The 21,627-nt window shown below is 44.6% G+C and carries 20 protein-coding genes; 6 read left to right on the forward strand and 14 right to left on the reverse strand.

The window, feature by feature from the left end; translation table 11 throughout:
* Nucleotides 1-33: 33 nt before the first annotated feature.
* Entirely contained in the window at nucleotides 34-2,235 is a 2,202-nt protein-coding gene (gene pnp / locus K1J09_RS06650) for a polyribonucleotide nucleotidyltransferase (RefSeq protein ID WP_223323586.1), read from the reverse strand.
* A 521-nt stretch (nucleotides 2,236-2,756) separates the two neighbouring features.
* Between pnp and K1J09_RS06655 the strand changes: the two genes are divergently transcribed.
* Nucleotides 2,757-4,118 carry an MFS transporter gene (locus K1J09_RS06655; protein ID WP_223323588.1) on the forward strand — a complete coding sequence of 454 codons (1,362 nt, stop codon included), beginning with the start codon at nucleotides 2,757-2,759 and terminating at the stop codon, nucleotides 4,116-4,118.
* 75 nt (nucleotides 4,119-4,193) lie between these two features.
* Nucleotides 4,194-4,517 (forward strand): helix-turn-helix domain-containing protein, encoded by a 324-nt coding sequence (locus tag K1J09_RS06660; RefSeq protein ID WP_223315064.1) that lies wholly within the window; start codon nucleotides 4,194-4,196, stop codon nucleotides 4,515-4,517.
* A gap of 15 nt (nucleotides 4,518-4,532) precedes the next feature.
* Here the strand turns inward: K1J09_RS06660 and K1J09_RS06665 are convergent, their stop codons facing one another.
* Nucleotides 4,533-4,979: a hypothetical protein gene (locus K1J09_RS06665; RefSeq protein ID WP_223323591.1), complete on the reverse strand. Its 447-nt coding sequence runs from the start codon at nucleotides 4,977-4,979 to the stop codon at nucleotides 4,533-4,535.
* 325 nt (nucleotides 4,980-5,304) lie between these two features.
* Between K1J09_RS06665 and pepF the strand changes: the two genes are divergently transcribed.
* A complete protein-coding gene (gene pepF, locus K1J09_RS06670) occupies nucleotides 5,305-7,101 on the forward strand; it encodes an oligoendopeptidase F (protein ID WP_223315004.1) in 1,797 nt (598 codons plus the stop codon).
* Between the two features lie 52 nt (nucleotides 7,102-7,153).
* Here the strand turns inward: pepF and K1J09_RS06675 are convergent, their stop codons facing one another.
* The 4 genes from K1J09_RS06675 to K1J09_RS06690 all read right to left on the reverse strand — a co-directional run bounded on the left by K1J09_RS06675 (nucleotide 7,154) and on the right by K1J09_RS06690 (nucleotide 8,878).
* Nucleotides 7,154-7,471 carry a hypothetical protein gene (locus K1J09_RS06675; RefSeq protein WP_223323593.1) on the reverse strand — a complete coding sequence of 106 codons (318 nt, stop codon included), beginning with the start codon at nucleotides 7,469-7,471 and terminating at the stop codon, nucleotides 7,154-7,156.
* A 250-nt stretch (nucleotides 7,472-7,721) separates the two neighbouring features.
* Nucleotides 7,722-8,036 carry a thioredoxin gene (gene trxA, locus K1J09_RS06680; protein WP_223323594.1) on the reverse strand — a complete coding sequence of 105 codons (315 nt, stop codon included), beginning with the start codon at nucleotides 8,034-8,036 and terminating at the stop codon, nucleotides 7,722-7,724.
* An 18-nt stretch (nucleotides 8,037-8,054) separates the two neighbouring features.
* Nucleotides 8,055-8,276: a DUF4649 family protein gene (locus tag K1J09_RS06685; protein ID WP_002899027.1), complete on the reverse strand. Its 222-nt coding sequence runs from the start codon at nucleotides 8,274-8,276 to the stop codon at nucleotides 8,055-8,057.
* Nucleotides 8,277-8,464: 188 nt separating this feature from the next.
* On the reverse strand, nucleotides 8,465-8,878 hold the full coding sequence (locus K1J09_RS06690; RefSeq protein ID WP_048773960.1) for a YjdF family protein: 414 nt from the start codon (nucleotides 8,876-8,878) through the stop codon (nucleotides 8,465-8,467).
* 287 nt (nucleotides 8,879-9,165) lie between these two features.
* Here K1J09_RS06690 and K1J09_RS06695 point away from each other — a divergent pair, with 287 nt between their 5' ends.
* Nucleotides 9,166-10,092, forward strand: a complete 927-nt coding sequence (locus K1J09_RS06695; RefSeq protein ID WP_002914057.1) for an alpha/beta hydrolase family protein — start codon at nucleotides 9,166-9,168, stop codon at nucleotides 10,090-10,092.
* Between the two features lie 563 nt (nucleotides 10,093-10,655).
* Here K1J09_RS06695 and rpsO read toward each other — a convergent pair.
* The 3 genes from rpsO to K1J09_RS06710 form a co-directional block, all read right to left on the reverse strand.
* A complete protein-coding gene (gene rpsO, locus K1J09_RS06700) occupies nucleotides 10,656-10,925 on the reverse strand; it encodes a 30S ribosomal protein S15 (RefSeq protein WP_001018251.1) in 270 nt (89 codons plus the stop codon).
* A gap of 166 nt (nucleotides 10,926-11,091) precedes the next feature.
* The gene (locus K1J09_RS06705; protein ID WP_223323596.1) at nucleotides 11,092-11,820 is read right to left on the reverse strand and encodes a pseudouridine synthase; all 729 of its coding nucleotides are present in this window, start codon (nucleotides 11,818-11,820) and stop codon (nucleotides 11,092-11,094) included.
* Nucleotides 11,821-11,831: 11 nt separating this feature from the next.
* Entirely contained in the window at nucleotides 11,832-13,001 is a 1,170-nt protein-coding gene (locus K1J09_RS06710; protein ID WP_223323598.1) for an MFS transporter, read from the reverse strand.
* Between the two features lie 193 nt (nucleotides 13,002-13,194).
* On the opposite strand from K1J09_RS06710, the gene def reads away from it, so the two are divergent.
* Entirely contained in the window at nucleotides 13,195-13,827 is a 633-nt protein-coding gene (gene def / locus K1J09_RS06715; protein ID WP_223323600.1) for a peptide deformylase, read from the forward strand.
* A 213-nt stretch (nucleotides 13,828-14,040) separates the two neighbouring features.
* Here the strand turns inward: def and K1J09_RS06720 are convergent, their stop codons facing one another.
* The 5 genes from K1J09_RS06720 to K1J09_RS06740 form a co-directional block, all read right to left on the reverse strand.
* Entirely contained in the window at nucleotides 14,041-14,271 is a 231-nt protein-coding gene (locus tag K1J09_RS06720) for a GlsB/YeaQ/YmgE family stress response membrane protein (RefSeq protein WP_002893807.1), read from the reverse strand.
* A 94-nt stretch (nucleotides 14,272-14,365) separates the two neighbouring features.
* Complete coding sequence (locus tag K1J09_RS06725) at nucleotides 14,366-15,607, reverse strand: aminopeptidase (RefSeq protein WP_223323602.1); 1,242 nt, start codon at nucleotides 15,605-15,607, stop codon at nucleotides 14,366-14,368.
* A 19-nt stretch (nucleotides 15,608-15,626) separates the two neighbouring features.
* A complete protein-coding gene (locus K1J09_RS06730) occupies nucleotides 15,627-15,779 on the reverse strand; it encodes a hypothetical protein (RefSeq protein WP_223323604.1) in 153 nt (50 codons plus the stop codon).
* 13 nt (nucleotides 15,780-15,792) lie between these two features.
* On the reverse strand, nucleotides 15,793-16,470 hold the full coding sequence (locus K1J09_RS06735) for a hypothetical protein (protein WP_223323606.1): 678 nt from the start codon (nucleotides 16,468-16,470) through the stop codon (nucleotides 15,793-15,795).
* Between the two features lie 37 nt (nucleotides 16,471-16,507).
* Nucleotides 16,508-20,896 (reverse strand): PolC-type DNA polymerase III, encoded by a 4,389-nt coding sequence (locus K1J09_RS06740; protein ID WP_223323607.1) that lies wholly within the window; start codon nucleotides 20,894-20,896, stop codon nucleotides 16,508-16,510.
* Between the two features lie 166 nt (nucleotides 20,897-21,062).
* Here K1J09_RS06740 and K1J09_RS06745 point away from each other — a divergent pair, with 166 nt between their 5' ends.
* Complete coding sequence (locus tag K1J09_RS06745; RefSeq protein ID WP_223323610.1) at nucleotides 21,063-21,605, forward strand: DUF1307 domain-containing protein; 543 nt, start codon at nucleotides 21,063-21,065, stop codon at nucleotides 21,603-21,605.
* Nucleotides 21,606-21,627 lie beyond the last annotated feature (22 nt).

Consider the following 21,627-nt stretch of genomic DNA (forward strand, 5'->3'; position numbering starts at 1 on the left):
TTTTTGATGAGGTCTACAGGGATAAGCAACCTCTTATTCTTCTGTTTTAGGGCTTTCTTGATGGTCCTTATGACCCTTGTGCTCCTTGCGCGGATGATGCCCCTTGTCATGATGATGTTTTGGCTTATCAGACTTTGGCGGACGCGGCAGCAATACTTTCATGGAAGCATCTACCCGGCCTTTGGCATCAATCTTGATCACCTTGACATCCACTTCATCACCGATTTGTACGACATCTTCGACGTTGTTGGTCCGAGTCCAAGCCAGCTCTGAAATGTGAACCAGAGCATCCGTCTTGTCAAAGAGATTGACAAAGGCACCGAATTTCTCAATTCGAACAACCTTGGCATGGTAAACTTCGTCCACTTTTGCTTCGCGAACCAAGCCAGCAATGATTTCCTTAGCACGATTAATCGCATCTTGATCACTGGAGTAGATGGATACATTTCCTTCTTCATCAATGTCAATCTTAACGCCGGTCTCAGCGATGATCTTATCGATGGTTTCCCCGCCTTTTCCGATGACAATCTTAATCTTGTCCACATCAATCTTGATAGTGTCGATTTTCGGAGCAGTTGGAGCTAGCTCAGGACGAGGAGCTGGAATTGTCGCTTCAATCAAGTCCAGAATTTCAAAGCGGGCTTTCTTAGCCTGAGCCAGAGCTTCTGTCAGGATTTCCGCTGTAATTCCTTCAATCTTAATATCCATCTGCAGGGCGGTAATCCCTTCGCGGGTACCAGCTACCTTAAAGTCCATGTCGCCAAAATGGTCTTCCAAACCTTGAATGTCCGTCAGAACTGTGTAGTTGCTGCCATCTGAAATCAAGCCCATAGCAATTCCGGCAACCGGTGCCTTAATCGGCACACCACCTGCCATCAGAGCCAAAGTCCCCGCACAGATAGAGGCCTGTGAGGAAGAACCGTTTGACTCCAAGACTTCTGCCACCAAGCGGATAGCGTAAGGAAACTCTTCCAAGCTAGGCAAAACTTGCTCCAAGGCACGTTCCCCAAGAGCACCGTGTCCAATTTCACGACGGCCAGGAGCCCCATAACGGCCTGTCTCACCGACAGAGTATTGTGGGAAATTATAGTGGTGCATGAAGCGTTTTTTGTATTCCGGATCCAAGCCGTCAACGATTTGCGTTTCGCCCATTGGTGCTAAGGTCAGGACCGACAAGGCTTGAGTTTGCCCGCGAGTAAAGAGACCAGAACCATGAACGCGCGGCAGATAATCCACTTCCGCATCCAGCGGACGGATTTCATCAACCTTACGACCGTCAGGACGGACCTTATCTTCGGTAATCAAACGACGCACTTCTGCATGCTCCATTTGTTCCAAGATTTCAGCCACATCACGCATGATACGGTCGAATTCTTCATGGTCCGCGTATTTCTCTTCATAAACTGCTGTGACTTGGTCTTTGACAGCCTGAGTTGCGGCTTCACGCGCCAGCTTTTCTTCTACCTGAACAGCTTTTTGCAAATCGCTGTTATATGCTGCGACAATCTCTGCCTGCAACTCTTCATCAACATGTAGCAATTCTACTTCTGCTTTTTCCTTGCCGACTGCCACAACGATTTCTTCTTGGAAGGCAATCAATTCTTTGACCGCTTCGTGACCTTTGAGAAGAGCTTCCAGCATGATATCTTCAGATAGTTCCTTGGCTCCAGACTCCACCATGTTGATAGCCTCTTTGGTACCAGCCACTGTCAGTTCCAAAAGCGAAACTTCCTTTTGTTCCTTGCTAGGATTGATGATAAATTCACCATCTATATAGCCGACCTGAACTCCTGCGATAGGGCCGTTAAAAGGAATATCTGAGATAGAAAGAGCCAGAGAGCTACCGAACATAGCAGCCATTTGAGGCGAAGCATCTTCGTCATAAGAAAGAACGGTATTGATAACCTGAACTTCATTGCGGAAACCTTCCGCAAACATGGGACGAATCGGGCGGTCAATCAAGCGGGCAGTCAAAGTCGCATCTGTTGACGGACGGCCTTCGCGCTTGTTAAAACCACCAGGATATTTCCCAGCTGCATACATTTTTTCCTCATAGTTGACCTGCAACGGGAAAAAGTCACCAGTAGCCATCTTTTTGGACATAGTTGCCGCAGTTAAAACGGTACTTTCTCCATATCGAACAACGGCGCTGCCATTTGCCTGCTTTGCAACCTGACCGGTTTCAACTACCAGCTCACGACCTGCAAAAACGGTTTTAAAAACTTGTTTTGTCATAAAGACTCCTTGCCGAGCACATGCTCAAATTTTTTCATACGCCTTGGCTACAAAGATCAAGATACTAAGACCGTTAGAAGCAAAGTAAAAATAGGAAACTGACGAAGTCTTCGATGAAGACAAGACAGTTTATCTTTTTTACACAGCTTTTAGGGCGTGTTCAATTCATCAAGATACTAAGCCCTTAAGCAACCCATAGGACGTGTTCAGTTAGCACTGTGACTTTAATATCATGGCCTTAGTAGCTTATTATATCCTCATCTTTGTATCAAGCACGTATAGACCTTATTTTACCACAATTTCAGGCAAAAGAAAAAGGCTGGAAATGGCTTTTTTCTATAAAAGTACTGAAAATCTATTTTTCTTTTCTATAGCTGATTATAGTTGGCTGGCTGAGTTCGTTTTTCCCCTTTCGATTCGTCAAATAAGATGGCGGTATAGCCATTATTCACTTTTCAAAGAGAACTTCTTGCTTTATAATAAATACAGTGACTCATTTCAAACATATAAAGGAGACAATCGTGCCAGAACATCAAACAGTTGAAAAGAAAGATTTTTTCTCGCTCCTTGCGACAGCCTTAGTCAGCTTTGCAGGCATCTTATCTGAAACCAGTATGAATGTAACCTTCCCGCATCTAAGTAAGGTCTTTGGGTTAGGATTGGGAACACTGCAATGGATTACGACAGGGTATCTATTAGCAGTGGCCATTACGATTACTTTAGGAGCGACCTTGGCCCACAATTGGAAAGAGCGAACCATCCTCTTTACTGCTTTGGCTAACTTTTGCTTGGGAACTCTGATTGCCATGTTGGCTCCAAGCTTTACCATCTTGATGGTAGGGAGAATCCTACAAGGAGGAGCTACTGGATTAGCCATTCCTTTGCTCTTTAACTTGATTGTTGAGCGTGTTCCTAAGCAAAAAATCGGAACCTACATGGGCTTATCTGGGATGGTGGTCAGCCTAGCACCAGCAATTGGGCCGACTTACGGTGGTTTTATGATTAGTCGTTTTGACTGGCATATGATTTATACCTTTATTCTTCCTGTCCCAATCATTTCCTTTATTCTTGGTTTTTTCTTTTTAAGAAATTCCGAACAGTCGAGGAAACGCGCCTTTGATCTTCTCTCATTTCTCCTCTTAGCAAGCTCACTCGTCTTTGCCATTGTAGCCATCTCCAGCTTAGAAGAAGGACATATCGATTGGCTCTATCTTATTCTCTGTCTACTACCACTAGCTTGCTTCATCTATCGGAGCTTAAAGATTGATCATCCATTCCTAGATATTCGGATTTTAAAGCAACCGACGGTCTTATTGGCTATTTTACCCTTCTTCATTTTTCAGTTTATCAACCTATCGGCTAATTTTCTGATTCCCAACTTCCTGGTCATAGAAAAAGACATTTCAACCGCTCAGGCAGGCTTTGCATTACTTCCAGGAACCATGCTTGGAGCCTTCCTCTCTCCTGTCTTTGGCAAACTCTATGATAGAAATGGTCCGAAACCAACCCTTTTTACAGGAAATTCACTTCTTTTCCTTGCTGTATTCTTGCTCCTTATCTTCACAAAAGAACTCACCTTAACAGCTGTTATTGCGATTTATATTTGCTTTACCTTGGGGAGAAACATGGCCTTCAATAACACACTAGCTCTAGCCACGACTCAAGTTGATAAAGGAAAGACTGCAGATACGACTGCGCTCTTTCAGCTGGCCCAGACCTTTGCGGGCGCTATAGGTACTGCAGTCACAGCTGTCATCGCCAATCAAGCTCCCAATATGACAAAAGGAACTCAAAACGTCTTCACCCTGCTATTAGGCCTGGTTATCTTCGTATTCTTATCTTATCTACTGCTTTTTAAAAGGATTGCCGCAAAGAAACTTTGACTTTTATCCTTAAGTGATAGACATCTAAAAAATACTGACTTATACTGCTCCTCCAATTAGAAATAGTGGGAATATATTAAAAAAGCCCGTCTAGATGCAAGACTTACTCAATTAGAAGTTGCTGAAAAGTTAGGTGTGGCTCAAGCCCAGTATGCTAGGTGGGAAAACGGAGGAAGAAATCCAAAAGATGAAACAGTAGAGAAACTAGCTAAAATATTTAATACTTCTTTTGAAACATTGAAAGGACGTGATGATGGACTAGAAGAAATTGTTAGTTTATTGAGGGAGTATGAACTGACAGAAAAGGAGAAAAAAGAAATTATTAGTGTTTTAAAGCAATTTTTGATGAATAAGAAACAAGCTCATAAGAATAATCTTATGAGCTTGTTTTATAAATAACTGTGTTATTCATTCTTAAAGTGTAACATATACCATATAAGCATTCCCAGAGATACTTTGCAATAAATCTTTGCCATTTACGGAAGTATATGTGTCCGGCTCTATTCTAATACGCTTTACATTATAGAGTGCGAACCAGTGCATGTTTTCCGGTTCTTTTTCCCAGATTGACGGAACTGTATAGCCATTGGGGATTGGTTTTTTTGTTCCTTTGCTTGTATCTTCTACATCTGCAATAATTGCATAACTACCGTCTTTTACAGTAAGAATGATTTTTTTAATCATGTGTCTATATTCTTTTCTTGGTCCTCTCTCCATGGTTAAAAGGACTTTCCAATCGTGTTCCTTGGCGTGAAGGGCATAAATATTTATTCCTTCCCTAGCGCTAAGTTCCCCATCAAATCTCTCACCAAATTTGTATACAAGTCCCAATCCATTTTCATATTGTTCTATATTTAACATGATAGAACCTCCTATTGTATATTCTAGTTCCCACTACTCTTAATCTAGCGGAAATCTAGTTACAATTAGTGTACCATGCTTTTGTGCTTCTGTCAATAGATTTAAAAAATTTTTTTCTGAGAGATTGCTGACAACTTGGGAAAAAAGACTAGACATTTTTGGTAGCTTTTGGTAGCTAAACAGACAAATTGTTTTATTATTCTCACAGTGAACATAAAAAATGTTGATTTATCAGCTTTCTTTTTCATTTCAAATCAATTCTAGGAAAGACATTTTGGGGGATTTTTTGCTATACTATTTCTATATATGACAAAAGGAGTAGACTATGGAACAAAAACATCGTTCTGAATTTCCGGAAAATGAACTCTGGGACCTAACAGCCCTTTACCAAGACCAGGAGGACTTCCTGCGAGCCATTGAGAAGGCCAGAGAAGACATCCAGAAATTCGTCCGTGATTACCAAGGCAAGCTTAGCACTTTCGAAGATTTTGAACAGGCATTTGCTGAGTTAGAGCAGATTTATATCCAAATCAGCCACATCGGCAACTACGGTTTTATGCCACAGACCACTGACTTTGGCGACGAGAGCTTTGCGCAGATTGCCCAAGCAGCCATGGAGTTTGAGACGGAAGCCAATGTCGCACTCAGCTTCTTTGACGACGCCCTAGTCGGTGCAGATGAAGCTGTCTTGGAGAAACTAGGCCAAGAGCCCCATCTGACCTCAGCCATCCGCCAGGCTAAAATCAAAAAAGCCCACTATCTGGGAGCAGATGTCGAAAAAGCCTTGACCAATCTAGGTGAAGTCTTTTACAGTCCACAGGATATTTACACCAAGATGCGGGCCGGCGACTTTGCTATGGCTGACTTCGAAGTAGACGGCAAAGTTTACAAAAACAGCTTTGTCACCTATGAGAATTTCTATCAAAACCATGAAAATGCAGAAATCCGCGAAAAAGCTTTCCGCTCTTTCTCTGAAGGGCTTCGTCAGCATCAAAACACTGCTGCTGCTGCCTATCTGGCTCAGGTCAAGTCTGAAAAACTACTGGCTGACATGAAGGGCTATGACTCTGTTTTTGACTACTTGCTAGCTGAGCAAGAAGTTGATCGCTCTATGTTTGACCGGCAGATTGACTTGATTATGAGCGAATTTGCCCCAGTAGCTCAGAAATACCTCAAGCATGTCGCTAAGGTAAACGGACTTGAAAAAATGACCTTTGCCGACTGGAAACTGGACTTGGACAGCGAGCTCAATCCCGAAGTCAGTATTGATGACGCCTACGATCTGGTTATGAAGTCAGTCGAGCCACTCGGACAAGAATACTGCCAAGAAGTTGCCCGCTATAAGGAAGAACGCTGGGTCGACTTTGCGGCCAATGCTGGAAAGGATTCTGGAGGCTATGCTGCTGATCCTTATCGGGTTCACCCTTATGTCCTCATGAGCTGGACTGGACGTATGAGTGATGTCTATACTCTGATTCACGAGATTGGCCACTCCGGTCAGTTTATCTTCTCTGACAATCACCAAAGCTATTTCAACGCCCACATGTCCACCTACTATGTGGAAGCACCGTCTACCTTTAATGAGCTCCTGCTCAGTGATTATCTGGAACGCCAGTTTGATAACCCTCGCCAGAAACGCTTTGCCCTGGCTCACCGTCTGACGGATACTTACTTCCACAACTTCATTACTCACTTGCTGGAAGCTGCCTTCCAACGCAAGGTCTATACTTTGATTGAAGAAGGCGGAACCTTCGGTGCAAGCAAACTCAACGCTATCATGAAAGAAGTCTTGACAGAATTCTGGGGCGATGCCGTTGAAATCGACGACGATGCTGCCTTAACTTGGATGCGCCAAGCCCACTACTACATGGGACTCTACAGCTATACTTACTCCGCAGGCTTGGTCATCTCTACCGCTGGCTACCTACACCTGAAAAATGACGAAAATGGTGCCCGTGACTGGCTTGAGCTGCTCAAATCTGGCGGCAGCAAGACTCCGCTTGAGTCAGCTATGATTATAGGAGCAGATATTTCGACAGACAAACCGCTCCGCGATACCATCCAATTCTTGTCCGACACAGTTGATCAGATTATTGCTTACAGCGAGGAGTTGGGGGAGTAAAGAATAAACAAAATCAGCTTGAAGATTTGCTTCAAGCTGATTTTTAAATAGTTTAATAAAAATAAAGCGACCCAAAAAAACGGAGATAAAGTAAAATATAGGCACTAAAACAAGCGATAAATATAAGCCATCTTGTCCAGTACTGTGATTTAGTATAATTCTTCATTCGCAACAGCCCGATGAAAAACCAGATCAGACTCCAAAACACTAGGCCTAATATCTGAGGGGCAAAATACGAAATTAAAAGCAAAACAGGGATCAAGAAAGCTAATACTAGTATGATTCTTTTTTGCGTGATCTGCTCTCTAGGAATCATCCAGCCAACAAAAAAACACAAAACCGCTGGAGCGATGAATGGTGTCAAAACCATGAAAGCAAAGAAAAAATTCGTTAATAATTGAATAATAACCTCTACCTCGTTCCCATTATGTTTTAAACAATGCGGCTCTATAGCGCGATCCCGTTGGAAAAAATTTACCTCTACTTATTATACCTTAAAATATGTATTTTCAAACAAAAATTTTAAATTGACTCATTATTGTTATAATCGAAATAAAAAAGACCGCTCCAAACAAGAACAGTCTCATTTTAAAACAGGCCAATATAACCGTAATCTTACCTTATCCCAACTCCGCCACAATGGCTTTAATCTGCTGGGCAGTATGAACACCCGCTACCTGCTTGACGACTTGACCGTCTTTTTTAAAGAGCAAGGTCGGGATAGACATAATGCCAAAGTCGCGTGCTGTAGCTGGATTTTCATCCACATCCATCTTGACAATCTTGAGCTCCTCTTCGGAAAGTTCCTCTGAGAGCTTGTCAAGGATTGGCCCCTGCATGCGACAAGGTCCGCACCAAGTGGCCCAAAAGTCAATGAGTACTAATCCATCTTTTGTTTCTTGCTCAAATGTTGCATCTGTAATTGCTTTTACCATTATTTTTCTCCTTTATTCTTAGTCAAACTTTGTCAAATCCTGCTTCATCAGGAAAAAGAAGACGTCGCCATAAGTACCCTGGTAGTTCAAATCATGACCTTTATAAGTCAGTTTTTTAACTGGGTAATAATCTGCCACTCCAATCAAGCAGGCCTGCTGGGACTGTTCAAACTCCTGATAAGACTCAAAGGTCATCTTGCGCTCCTGCTTGACAGCATCCAAATATGTGATTTCAATCATAACTTCTCCTTTTCAAAACTACTCTTGTAATTTTTATTTTATGATTACATTGTAATCTCTTTTGTTACATCTGTCAAATAAAACGACTTGGAGAAATCAATTCACTTTTTAAGCCACTCACTGATTGCCTGACAAACAAAAAAGCCTCCCACCGGAAGACCTTTCCATAGAAATAAGAAAAAACAGGTTCAATGCCCCTTGTGCTTTTCCAATCGTTTTTGCTGTTTGAGTTCGAATTTCCTTTGCTTAGCCAGTTCTTTCTGCTGCTTGCGCTTGACTTGAGCGATTTTCTTTTGCTCTTCAAATTGCAGCTTCAGCGCTTCCTGAGACTTTGAAGACCGTGAAGCCAGCTGCTCTTTTTTAGCCTGTCTCTGCAAGCGTTTAGGACTGACCGACTTAGTCTTCTCTTTCACCCTGATGCTAGGACTAAACTGCAACCGATGATAATAACGGTTTAGAAAATCCAACAATTCCTGCGTGCTAGGTTCTGCACCAAAGGTGACTCGGCAAACTCTATAAGATTGAGCATGTTCCTGCTCGAAAAGACCGTGCCAAAATCCCTCTTCAAAATAAACTGTCAGCGTCATTGAAATCTTATCCATGACAGCACCTCCTTTAAAAATCCCTAAGAATGGACAACCAAGGAGGAAGGTTACTGACAAAAAATCGATTTTTTGCGTCTGGACTACCAACCAGAACTGTGTTTTTATCTTAGTAGCTACAGTCTAGCAATATTTTCTAAAAAATTCAAGGCTATCTGAATCTCGCTTAGATAAATGAATTGGATTTTCTTGTATGAGATCCAGAAAAATCAAAAACAAGAAATCTCTCTTCTTGTAAAATACATTCATTTCCGCTATAATACTACAAATACTGAAAGGAGAGAACTATGAAGTATATTTGGGCTTTTTTAGCAGCCTTGAGCTTAGCTGGACTGGTTCTTTTCTTCTGGCACTCCCAAACCAAATCAAATCCTACTCCTCCTAAGCCAGAAACCACACAGACAGCTTCTAGCGAGAAAATGGACAATCAACCGACTCCGACAGAAGACATCGTGTCTGAAGAATACAGCGTTTCATACGATGACAAGCAGCTCTACGGAAAGATTACTGCTCCTTCTGACTACAAGAGTAAAAAATTGCCGACTATTGTTATCGCACATGGATTGAACAACACCCTTGAGCAATATGAAATGTACAGCCAGCTGTTGGCAAAGCAAGGTTATCTGGTTTACAGCTTTGATTTCTACGGCGGTAGCCGTCAGTCGAAGAGCGGTGGACAAGATATGCTGAATATGTCGGTCAAGACCGAACTCACAGACTTGACTCAAGTCATGGAAAAGCTTCGTTCCGAGGCCTTTGTAGATAAAAGCAAAATGAGCTTATTCGGTGCCAGTCAAGGCGGCGTTGTTGCCAGTCTTTATGCTGCTGCTTATCCGGACCGCGTGCACAAACTCCTGCTCATCTTTCCAGCTTTCGTTCTTTTCGATGATGCCAAAGAGACCTATCGTGAGCTAGGGAGTCCTGACTTCGACCAACTTCCTGATAGCTTGACACACCACAATGCTACTCTGGGCAAGATTTATCTAATTGATGCCTTAGACATTGACATCCAAGCAGAACAGACCAAAATCACAGCTCCGACCCTCATTATCCATGGTACCGATGATGCAGTCGTGCCCTACCAGTATGCTGTTCAAGCGAGTCAGACCATTCCAAATGCAAAGCTGGTCACTGTAGAAGGCGGGGAGCATCGTATTGACGAAAGATTTGCTATCACTGCCGCTCCTGCCATCCAAAAATTCTTGAAAGAGTAAAGTCGCTGATAGAAAAAGTTCTTCTAAAGAAATAGAAGGACTTTTTATTTGGAAAAATTAGAAATGTTGGCTGAAGATAGAAAAAAGCCCTCATATTTAAACCCGTTGAACTAGGCTAACAAAGCATCAAAGTATTTTAGAGAAAAGATTAACAAAAAACACCCCTAAAATAAAAAGGCTTGTTTTAGCTCAGGCTAAAATCCTAGTGAAAATAAAAAATCTCCCCGAAGGGAGAAGATCTGGTTTATTTTACCTTACAGTACTAGGAACCGTAACCGAAGATAATACTTGAGTATATCTAGGTAAGGTGACGGAACAGAAAAAAGCCCTCTGGAATCAGAGAGCCAATTTGAGCTCGGGCTAAAATCCGTATGAAAAAGATGAAACTCCTTGTGTTCATCGAACACGGTGTCGTTTCCCTATTTTCATACGGATTTTTGACGCCCTTAGCATCATGATTCTTGCTGGATAAAACGTTTATAAACTAGGCGACGAGGCGAAGATTGTACTAATGGTACATCGAGGCGAAGTCAACGAAGTATAGAAACGTTTTAGACGCAAGATTAGCGACGAAGTCCAAGAGAGTTGATTAACTCACGGTAACGGTTAACGTCGTTCTTACGAAGGTAAGCCAAGAGGTTACGACGGCGACCGATTTTCTTCATCAAACCACGGTAAGTAGCGTGGTCTTTTTTGTGTTGTTTGATGTGTTCGTTGAGGTGGTTGATTTCCCAAGTAAGGACAGCAACTTGTACCTCTACTGAACCAGTGTCACCTTCGTGACGTGCGTATTGTGCAATGATTTCATTTTTTTTCTCTTTTGAGATTGCCATGATATACTCCTTTTCTTTACGCTTCATCCGAGTGGCAGGTTTGGCATGGCCTGCAACCAAGAAGAAGTTATTTGTCATTACGACATTCTTATTCTACCAAGAAGGACTACCTTTGTCAAATGATTCTGTTTCAACTCTTTTGTATGAGGAATTCAGGCTTTTTCATTTACAATTCAACCCCAAAGATTTCTAAAGAAAGTATTTCTGCCTCGGTCAGCCTCCGCCATTCTCCGAGAGCTAGTGCAGGATCCAATTGTAGGGGTCCCATCGTGAGGCGCTGAAGATCCGTGACTTCTTTTCCGCAGGCAGCCACCATGCGCTTTACCTGGTGGAACTTGCCTTCAGCTAGGGTAATTTCTACGAGAGAAGCCTCTTTTTCTTCGTCCAGCTCTAAAATCTTGAGATGAGCTGGCTGACAGGTGAAGTCTTTCAGTTCTATTCCTGCAGCAAATCGCTCTACATCTGCTTGGTTCATTAGACCTGCCACTTGAGCTCGGTAGATTTTCTCTACGTGCTTTTTGGGTGACAGCATGGCATGGGCTAACTTGCCATTATTGGTCAGAAGGAGCAGGCCGTGGGTATCAATATCCAAACGGCCGACAGGAAAAACTTCTTTCTGACGGGCAGTCTCGTCCAGCAAGTCCAGAACTGTCTTATGATGGTCATCTTCTGTAGCCGAAATAACTCCCTGCGGCTTGTTGAGAAGGTAGTAGACGAATTTTTCATAGATCAGCCTTTGGCCAGAAACAACAATGTCATCTGCTGCCTCATCAATCTGGGTCTTAGGTGATTTCTCTGCTCTGCCATTGACCAAAACCAGCCCTTTCTTTAGGAGCTGCTTAACCTGGGCGCGTGAGCCCAGACCATTTTCTGCTAAAAATTTATCCAGACGCATGGTATAACCTCCTAGATTCTTGGAGCTAGTCCGCTCTTTTCTTTGCTAAATCGTAGAACAAAGAGAGAGGTCAGGATCATAGTCAGACCCAAAACGCTGAAGATAAAGGATGGAGCGTTAGAGAATCTCCCAATGAAGCTGAGGACAAATGTAGTGGCCGTTGCTCCGATACTGCAGCCTAAAATCACGATAGAAGTGGCTTGATTGAGGAGGTGGGAGGAAATGCGCTCGGACAGGGTGTAAAAAATGGTCGTCAGACCGACACTATAGACAAAACCGGCGCTAATAGTAGCCATGCTGAGTGACAAGAGATTTGGTGAGAAGCCAATAACAATCTGTGTCAGTCCAAAAACCAGACCAGAAAGCATCAGCAATTTATCTCTAAAAAGACGGGTCAAACTAGCAAAGCTGATACCCGCTGCAATCCCAATCAACTGCATCAAGGAAAGAATCACGCCTGCAGTTTGGGCTGTCCCCATGCCAGACTTCTCTACAATCCCCGGCACCCGCACATTGATGGCAATATAAGTCAGTACAATAACCCCCGCTACAAAGGCAAAAACCAAACTCAGTTGCCAATCCTGCTGGCTTAGCTTAGGAGTCAATTCAGACTGCTCTTGCTGCTTTTCAGAGACCTTGTCATAAGGGACAAAAAGCAGATAAAGCGCTAAAACCACCAGTCCAAAGGTATAGACGAGAAAGGCAGCCTGCCAGCCGAGAGGAAGAAGTAGACTGACGCCAAAAGTCAAGAAAGCTGTCCCGACTACTTCTGCTGATCCCCTCAGTCCTAAAAGCCGAACGCGTTCCTGTCCCTTGTAGCGCTCGCTAACAATCGAGATAGCCTTGGCATTGAGCAGACCGATTCCCATCCCAAATACAAGCCGAGAGGCAAACATAAGCCAGTAAGACTGACTAAGTAGAGGAAGAAGCCCGCAAAGTGAAAAAATCAGAAGCCCACTCACAATCATCTGACGCTCTGTCAGGTATTTCTCAATGACTCTATTAAACAGCAACATCAGCATAATCCCAGCCGAAGGCAAAGAAACCAGAAGTTCTACCCAACTTTCTGGAATCCCTTTATAAAAAGCAAACATGGCCGACTGGGCACTGGAAATCGAAAAAGCCGTAGTCAGAATCAAAGAAAGCGAGAGGATACTCACCTTTTCCATCAATTTTTTCATTCTATTTTCCTTTAAAATTCACACTACCTCTATCATACAGTTTTTTGGGCCAAGACGCAATTTCTTTGTCAGGAATATTATGGGTCGCTGTTGCTCCATTCAAAAGCAGGCACCCCCAGCCAGTCAAAACCGCTCCCGCCTTTATTTCTTGCAGGTTTTATGTTATGATGAAGGATAGAAAAAGGAGAGAATCATGTCTGTGAGTGAAAAAACATCTGTTATTGAACGATTAACCAAACCAGCCCATTTAATTGATATGAAGGACATTATCCGCGAGGGCAATCCGACCCTGCGCGCTATCGCTGAGGAAGTCAGCTTCCCTCTATCAGATCAAGAAATCATTCTGGGCGAGAAGATGATGCAATTTCTCAAGCATTCCCAAGACCCAGTCATGGCAGAAAAAATGGGGCTGCGCGGCGGTGTTGGTCTAGCTGCTCCCCAGCTGGATATTTCCAAACGGCTCATCGCTGTTTTAGTTCCCAACCCTGACGACGAAGAGGGCAATCCGCCTAAGGAAGCTTATAGCCTGCAAACGCTGATGTACAATCCTAAGATTGTAGCCCATTCCGTTCAGGATGCAGCCTTAGCTGATGGTGAAGGCTGCCTATCAGTCGATCGAGAAGTACCGGGCTACGTAGTTCGTCATGCACGAGTCACCGTGGATTACTTTGACAAGGTTGGTCAAAAGCATCGTATCAAACTCAAGGGCTATAACGCCATTGTCGTTCAGCATGAAATCGACCATATCAACGGCATCATGTTCTACGACCGCATCAACGAAAAAGACCCATTCGCAGTCAAGGACGGCATGTTGGTGATTGAGTAAATAACTTATATATCATTATCAAAAATGAGGCTGGGACAAAAGTCCTAGCCTCTCAATTGTCTTTGGATTGTCGAGCAAGACGCAGTGGTTGAGTGGGCTCTACTACGCTGATTTCATCAGCTTTTACAGCCCTACTCAACTGTGCGGAGGTGGGACGACGTAATCGAATTCTAACGAATTCCCGATTTCTGTCCCACTCTCATTTTTTCTATACTAACTATCCCGTCTCCAGAAAATAGCCAAGAGGATAACTGCTCCTAGCACTGATGGAACAATAGCTGTATCAGCAAGCATTGGCCCCCAATGGCCAAAGAGAAATTGACCTATCAAGGAACCAAACCAACCCAGAAGGATTTTCCCGATACAGCCCATGCGCTCCCCACGGCTGGTAATAGCCCCGGCGATAAGGCCGATGATAAAACCGACAAACATACTACCAATCATATATTCCCCTTCTTTCTATATTTCTAACAAGGCTTCTCAAGAAGCAAGTGGAAGCTGTCATTATGAAATGCGCCATTTAGGGCAGCTCAAAATCTTAAATTGCCCAGTCTCCATTTCGGAAGATGGCTACACGGCTGCCATCTTCACGGATACCGTCAATATCCATCTGGTTAGAGCCAATCATAAAGTCCACATGGACATCCGAACGGTTGAGACCCGCTGCTTCTAACTCTTCTTCGGAGAAATTTTCTCCGCCGACCACACTGGTCGCATAGGCCGCACCGATTGCCAAGTGATTAGAAGCATTTTCATCAAAAAGTGTATTGAAGAAGGTGATACCTGACTGAGAAATCGGGCTTGGATCTGGTACCAAGGCACATTCACCTAAAGCACGCGCACCAGCATTTTCAAAGACAAGATCCTTCATAACCTGGCCACCCTTTTCAGCAGTAATGTCCACAATCTGGCCATCCTTGAAGGTCACCTTGATGCCTTCGATGATGTTGCCATTGTAGCTAAGGGGCTTAGTGCTGGTCACATAACCTTCTGCCCGGCGGAAGTCCGGTGCTGTAAAGACCTCCTCTGTCGGCATATTGGCAATAAAATATTCACCCTGAGCATTAAGACTGCCTGCTGACTCCCAGTGATGGTTCTTGGGCAAGCCCAATGTCAAGTCAGTTCCCGGCGCTGTGTAGTGCAGAGCAGTGAATTGCTCCTCATTTAAAACCTTAGCTTTTGAGCTGAGTTTTTCTTCATGGGCCTGCCAAGCGGCTACTGGATCATCTTCATAGACACGGCAGGTTTTGAAAATCTGATCCCAAAGCAAGTCTACTGCTTCCTCATCGTTGGCTGCATTTGGAAAGACCTTCTTAGCCCACTCTGTACCAGCTGCTGCTGCGACTGTCCAGCTGACTTTATTAGATTGGGTTGCGATGCGCATTGGTTTCATAGCTAGTCCCAAGGCCTTAGCAGAAGCCGAAAGCTTCTCTGGCTCGACACCATTTAAGGCACCTGGATCAGACGAGCGCACACCTAAGCGACTTGCCTTGTGTTCCAAGAGGTAGTTCATCTCAGCAATCTTGTATTCGGGCACATTGTCCAAGCGATCCATCGGTGCATGGAGGAATTTTTCACGGGTAGTAAAATCATCTGCCCATTGGATGATCACTTCATGTGCCCCCAAGGCATAGGCTTCCTTCACGATCAAGTGGGCCAATTCTCTTTGCTCCACATCGATGTTCAAAGCCAAGGTATGGCCAGGTTGCACGTTGATGCCGTTTGCAACTAACAATTTAGCGTATTTTTCTAAGTTTTCTTTAAAATTTGGTAAAACCATGTTCAATCCTTTTCTATATTTATTTTTCTTTCAAAGCAGAAAATAATCCTGCCAAAGCAATTGCACCTGACAAGAGTGCTGTCGATAGAAGAATTGTCTGATCAGCAAGCTCTAACTGATATTCAAAAACCTTTTGAGCTGGCTTGTTTTCCGCAAAAATTTTAAGTTTCATCAAATGTCCTTTCTTATTCTTCGTACTCTCCTAGATAGAGATGTTGAGCCTCTGGGCTGTTAGTGAGGATATCTACATAAGTTTCATAGTCATCAAGCAAGGGCTTTCCCAAAGAGATATCTTGTTCTGGATTTATATTTTTCCCATAAAGATAGCAAAGGTAGAGACGCTCATTGAGTGTTGGAAAGACTTCGAGTGACATGAGCTCAGCCCGATCGACCCGCTCCCAATCTTGCTCTTGGATATCTGGTAGGATATAGGCTTGGAAGAGTCCCATCAGAGGATTGTCCTCTGGTTGGCCACTTTCCTTATCCGCCTGAACCAAGGAAAGCCGATGACCAAAACCAGCTACTTGACGCTCCCGTCCCTTCACCGAAACCGTAATCGGATGCCCTCCCATATGGCTATAAATCCATTCTTTAGGCAGCCGATAATCTAAGAGAGGCTCAAGATCTTTGACAATCGTTACAGGACTAGAGCGTAGAAACTGACGAGTGACTGCTTTACAAAAGAGAATATTCTCCTCTTTCAAGGTCACTCCCTTCCAGCTATTTTCCTCCTTAAAATGGTTAAAAAATACCAGATAGGGCTCCCGCACCATTTGTGCTAAGACATAAACACCATTTCGTAGGCGAATGGAAATGACTTTCCCTGACTTCCAGGGTGTTGCTCTTTTTTTCTTTTCTATCATTAACCAACCTCAAACCGAGCGAGGATCGTTGAATCCATTAAAACAAATCATCAAAGAGACTGAGCTGGTTGTCTTCTGGCATATTGCCAAGGATTCCCATCTCGTCCATCTTTTCTACCAAGGTTGAGGAGACGCCACCACGTTTGCGTAACTCTGTTTTAGAGAGGAATTCTCCTTCTTTGCGAGCTCGCACAATCTGCTTGGCTACGTTCTCTCCCAATCCATCCATGGCGACAAATGGCGGGATAAGGGTGTCCCCTTCGATGAGAAACTCGGTCGCATGGCTCTTGTAAAGATCTAGCTTTCCGAATTTGAAGCCTCGCTCCAGCATTTCATTGACGATTTCCAGAGTTGTATAAAGGTCAATTTCTACATTGGAAGCCTCGTTGTTCTTGCGCTTTTCAGCGATTTCGCTCATCCGGCGTTTGACGGCATCAAGTCCACCACTCATAGTCTTGATGTCAAAGGCTTTGGCCCGAATGGAGAAATAAGCACAGTAGTAATAAATCGGATGATGTACCTTGAAGTAGGCCACCCGCAGGGCCATCATAACATAGGCTGCCGCATGGGCCTTGGGGAACATGTACTTGATCTTTCCACAGGATTCGATGTACCATTCTGGCACATTGTTTTCCTTCATGGCTGCGATGTAGCCATTACGCTCTTCTTCAGAAATCTTCAGCCAGAGGCCCTTCCGCACGCGCTCCATGATCGTAAAGGCCATCTTAGGATCCAAGCCCTTGTGCATGAGGTAAACCATGATGTCGTCCCGACAGCCGATAACAGTGGACAGGTCAGCAATTCCTTGCTTGATCAAGTCCTGAGCATTTCCCAGCCATACGTCCGTACCATGAGAGAGACCAGATAGCTGTAAGAGCTCGGCAAAGGTGGTTGGATGGGTCTCATCAACCATACCCCGTACAAAGTTGGTCCCAAACTCCGGAATTCCCAGCATACCAGTCGGCGTGCCGATCTGCTCCTGAGTCACACCCAGAATGTCTGTTCCAGAAAAGAGGGCCATGACACCAGCGTCATCCATAGGAATGTCATTGGGATCAATGCCAGACAGGTCCTGAAGCTTCCGAATCATGGTTGGATCATCGTGTCCCAGAACGTCAAGCTTGAGGACATTTTCATCGATATCATGGAAGTTGAAGTGGGTGGTCTGCCACTCGGCCGTCACATCATCAGCTGGATATTGGACCGGTGTAAAGTCATAAACATCCATGTAGTTAGGGATAACAACGATTCCGCCCGGGTGTTGTCCAGTCGTCCGCTTGACTCCGGCAGCTCCCTGCGCCAGACGCTCAACTTCGGCGTCCCGGTAGAACTTCCCGTAGTCGCGCTCGTAGCCCTTGACAAATCCATAAGCCGTCTTAGCTGCAACGGTACCAACGGTACCAGCCCGAAAGGCATACTCCTCACCAAAGATGTCCCGCACGTCCAAGTGGGCGCTAGGCTGATCTTCTCCCGAGAAGTTCAAATCAATATCGGGTACCTTATCTCCGTCAAATCCAAGGAAGGTCTCAAACGGAATATCTTGCCCATTTTTGCTGAGTTTGTGGCCACACTCTGGACAGTCCTTATCCGGCATATCAAAACCAGAACCATAGGAGCCGTCCGTAATGAACTCGCTGTATTGGCATTTGCCACAGACATAGTGGGGCGACAAAGGATTAACCTCGGTAATTCCAATCATGGTCGCGACAAAGCTGGATCCGACAGACCCCCGCGAACCTACCAGATAGCCCCGCTCATTGGAGCGCTGCACCAGCATCTGCGAAGCCAGATAAATCACGGCAAAACCATTACCCAAGATGGAGGTCAACTCTTTTTCGATCCGCAAGTCCACGATATCTGGCAGCGGATTGCCATAAATCTCAAAGGCTTTTTGATAGGTCAGCTCAGCAACTGTCTCCTCAGCCTTGTCAATGAAAGGCGTATAGAGGTCGCCCTTGACCACCTTGACCGGCTCAAAGGTCTCCGCCAGCTGATTTGGATTGGTGATGACCAGCTTCTTAGCCAAGTCCTCGCCCAGAAAGGCAAATTCGTCCAGCATCTCATTGGTGGTTCGGAAGTGAGCCTTAGGAAGCGGAGCCGGCTGGGCATTTTCACCGTGACCAATGGTCCGGTTAATCATGGCTCCCTGACCGAGACTCCGGACGATAATCTCACGGTAAATCTCTTCTTCCGGTTCGATATAGTGAACGTTCCCCGTCGCAAGGACAGGCTTGCCCAAGCGATCGCCGACCTCAATCAGATTGCGAATAATGGTCTGCAGTTCTTCCTGGTCTTTGATCTGCTCCTTGGCAATCAGCGGCTCATAGATAGCCGGCGGCATGACCTCGATAAAGTCATAATACTTGGCTACTTCGACAGCCGCATCCACTCCCTGAGAGACAACGGCATCATAGACTTCGCCTTCTGAACAGGCTGAGCCCAGAATCAAGCCTTCACGATGGGCATCCAGCACGGTCCGTGGAATCCGCGGGACACCTTCAAAATATTTAGTATTGGACAGACTGACTAACTTGAAAATATTCTTGAGCCCCGTCTGATTTTTCACATAAATGGTCGCATGCTTGACACGTGCCTTCTTGTAAGAATTCTCATCGACCAGATCCGTATTCAAATCCTTGAGATTGGTCACACCATGCTTCTCAGCCACATCCTTGATAAAGATAAAGAGGAGACGGCCCGTCGCTTCCGCGTCATAGTTGGCCATGTGGTGGTGCTCCAGAGCAATCTGGAAACGCTTGGTCAAAGGCCCTAGGCCATGCCGCTTGTACTCTGGATAGAGGTTGCGGGCAAATTCCAGCGTGTCAATGACTGGCTGAGTGATTTTCGGCAGGCCATGACGCTCATAGTTGACATTCATAAAACCCACGTCAAAGGCGGCATTATGGGCAACGAGGACACTGTCCTGACAAAATTCCTGAAACTCTTTCAGCACCTGCTCCAGTGGCTTGGCATTGCGGACATGCTCATCAGTAATCCCGGTCAGATCCGTCGTAAAGGCCGACAGAGGATGGCCCGGATTGATAAACTCATCAAACTCAGCGATGATATTGCCCTTGTGCATCTTGCTGGCAGCGACCTGAATCAAGTCATTGTAGACTGCTGAAAGCCCTGTCGTTTCCACGTCAAAGACTACATAGGTCGCATCGCTCAGTTCCATGTCCACTTCATTGTAGACGATGGGCACCCGGTCTTCTACAATATTAGCCTCCATACCGTAAATCAACTGAATACCAGCCTTCTTGGCAGCCTTGTAGCCATGGGGAAAGCTCTGCACATTGCCATGGTCAGTAATGGCGACAGCTTTGTGGCCCCACTTGGCGGCCGTTGCCACGATTTCCTCCACCTCAGGCAAGGCATCCATAGTAGACATATTGGTATGGGCGTGAAACTCGACCCGCTTCTGCCCCTCAGGCATCAAGTCCTTGCGCTCATAGTGGGTGACGGCCTGCACATCCTGCACATTCATCGTCAGGTCGCGGGTGAAATTGTTCATCTCCACATTTCCACGCACGCGCAGCCAGGCACCTTTCTTAATCATGTCAAACTTCTTGGCTTCTTCTTCGTTTTTCATCCATTTCTGCAAGGAGAAGCTGGAAGTGTAGTCTGTCATCTTGAAATTGAGCAAGACCCGGCCGGTCCGAGTGACCTTTTGCTCCAGATCAAAGACCATTCCCTCGAAGACCAGACGGTTTTCCTCAGTCTGAACTTCAATCATAGGGGTAATCTCTGCCTTGTCCAGCTTTGGTTTAGCCGCAGCCTTGCGAGCTTGGAAGTCATAGACTGGCTTTTCCTCTGGCGGTGGTGCCATCTGCTGCAAGGATTCCATGGCTTTTAGCGCTTCTTCATTGGCCGCCTGAACAATCTTGTCATTCTCCGCCTGGAAATTCTCCGCTTGTTGCTGGGTCAGCTCATCGCTGTGCTGAACCTGACAGGTCAGCCGAGGAAAGCCGTACTTGACCAGATGCTGGCTGAGATTGGGCAGATGATTCTTGCGAAAATGCTCCGTATCAATGGTTGAAGCTCCCTCAATCAACAGCTTGTCCCCATCCAAATGAACCCGCAAATCCTGATACAGACTCTTGAAGCCATGACTGGCACATGGGCCTTCCTCAAAGGCTAGCTGGTAATAAGCCTGCAAGAGCTCGTCCGACACCTGAGGAGCCTGACAGTGAATTTCAAAAATAGCTTGATTGCCCGTCTTAGAAAACTCTTGAGCTAAGCGCTTCTGCAATTCCCGAAAAATCTCAATGGGCAGAATATTCGCAAAAGAAAAATGAAACTCCCAGACCCGACTGACCTTGTGGACCAGAACCTTCTCGATTTCTGCATTCAAAAAGGCCTCTGAATTTCTCATTTCCAGTGGCATATCCAGCTGATTCATTAAAATTTCAAACTTGTTTGACATGATATTTCCTCGTACAGTAGTGACCCTATTTTACCATAAATCAGCACTTTTTTCGACAGAAAAAGAGTAGGGCAAAGCGCGAGTCTTACACAATTATCAAGACATTCTTCCTGGAGCTAAGTTATGATATAATAGAACAAAACATTTATCAAAAGGAGTCTTAATTGTGAAGAAAATTCTCTTAGCCTGTGCTTGTCTATTGACCCTGACCGCTTGCAGTATGCCTAATCATAATCAGCAAGAAAACAAACCTAAGCAAAATCAGAGTCAAAGCAAAGCCAAAGAAGAAAAGGTGAAGTCGAAAACTTTTTCTAATAAAATTGATGAATATTATACTAATTCAGTCAAACTTTTCTATACTAAAGACAAGATCCTATCTTTCCAGCTCATTTCCAGCCAGGCCATCCCTGAAGAAAATCAAAAAATGAGCGTCGAAGAATTAACAAAAATCTATAGAGAAGATCTTAAGAAAAGTCCCATGATTGAAGATCAAGAAAAGCTAAAAGGGCTTGAAATCCACGTTGAGATTTCCGAAGACAAGAAAAAAGCTATAGCCATTTTTGACTTTGACCTCAGCAAAATAAATCAAGAACAGCTGATTCAATCAGCAAGTGACTCTGAAAGTAGTCAGACTTTCTTCAGGAAACTTCAAGATAAACCAGAAGTTGTCTTTGATTATTTGAAGGGGCAAGGACTTAAAGAAGAATAAAAAAGCATTCTGAGTGATTTAA

Origin of the sequence: Streptococcus sanguinis (assembly GCF_019928825.1) — a bacterium.
GTDB lineage: Bacteria > Bacillota > Bacilli > Lactobacillales > Streptococcaceae > Streptococcus > Streptococcus sanguinis_L.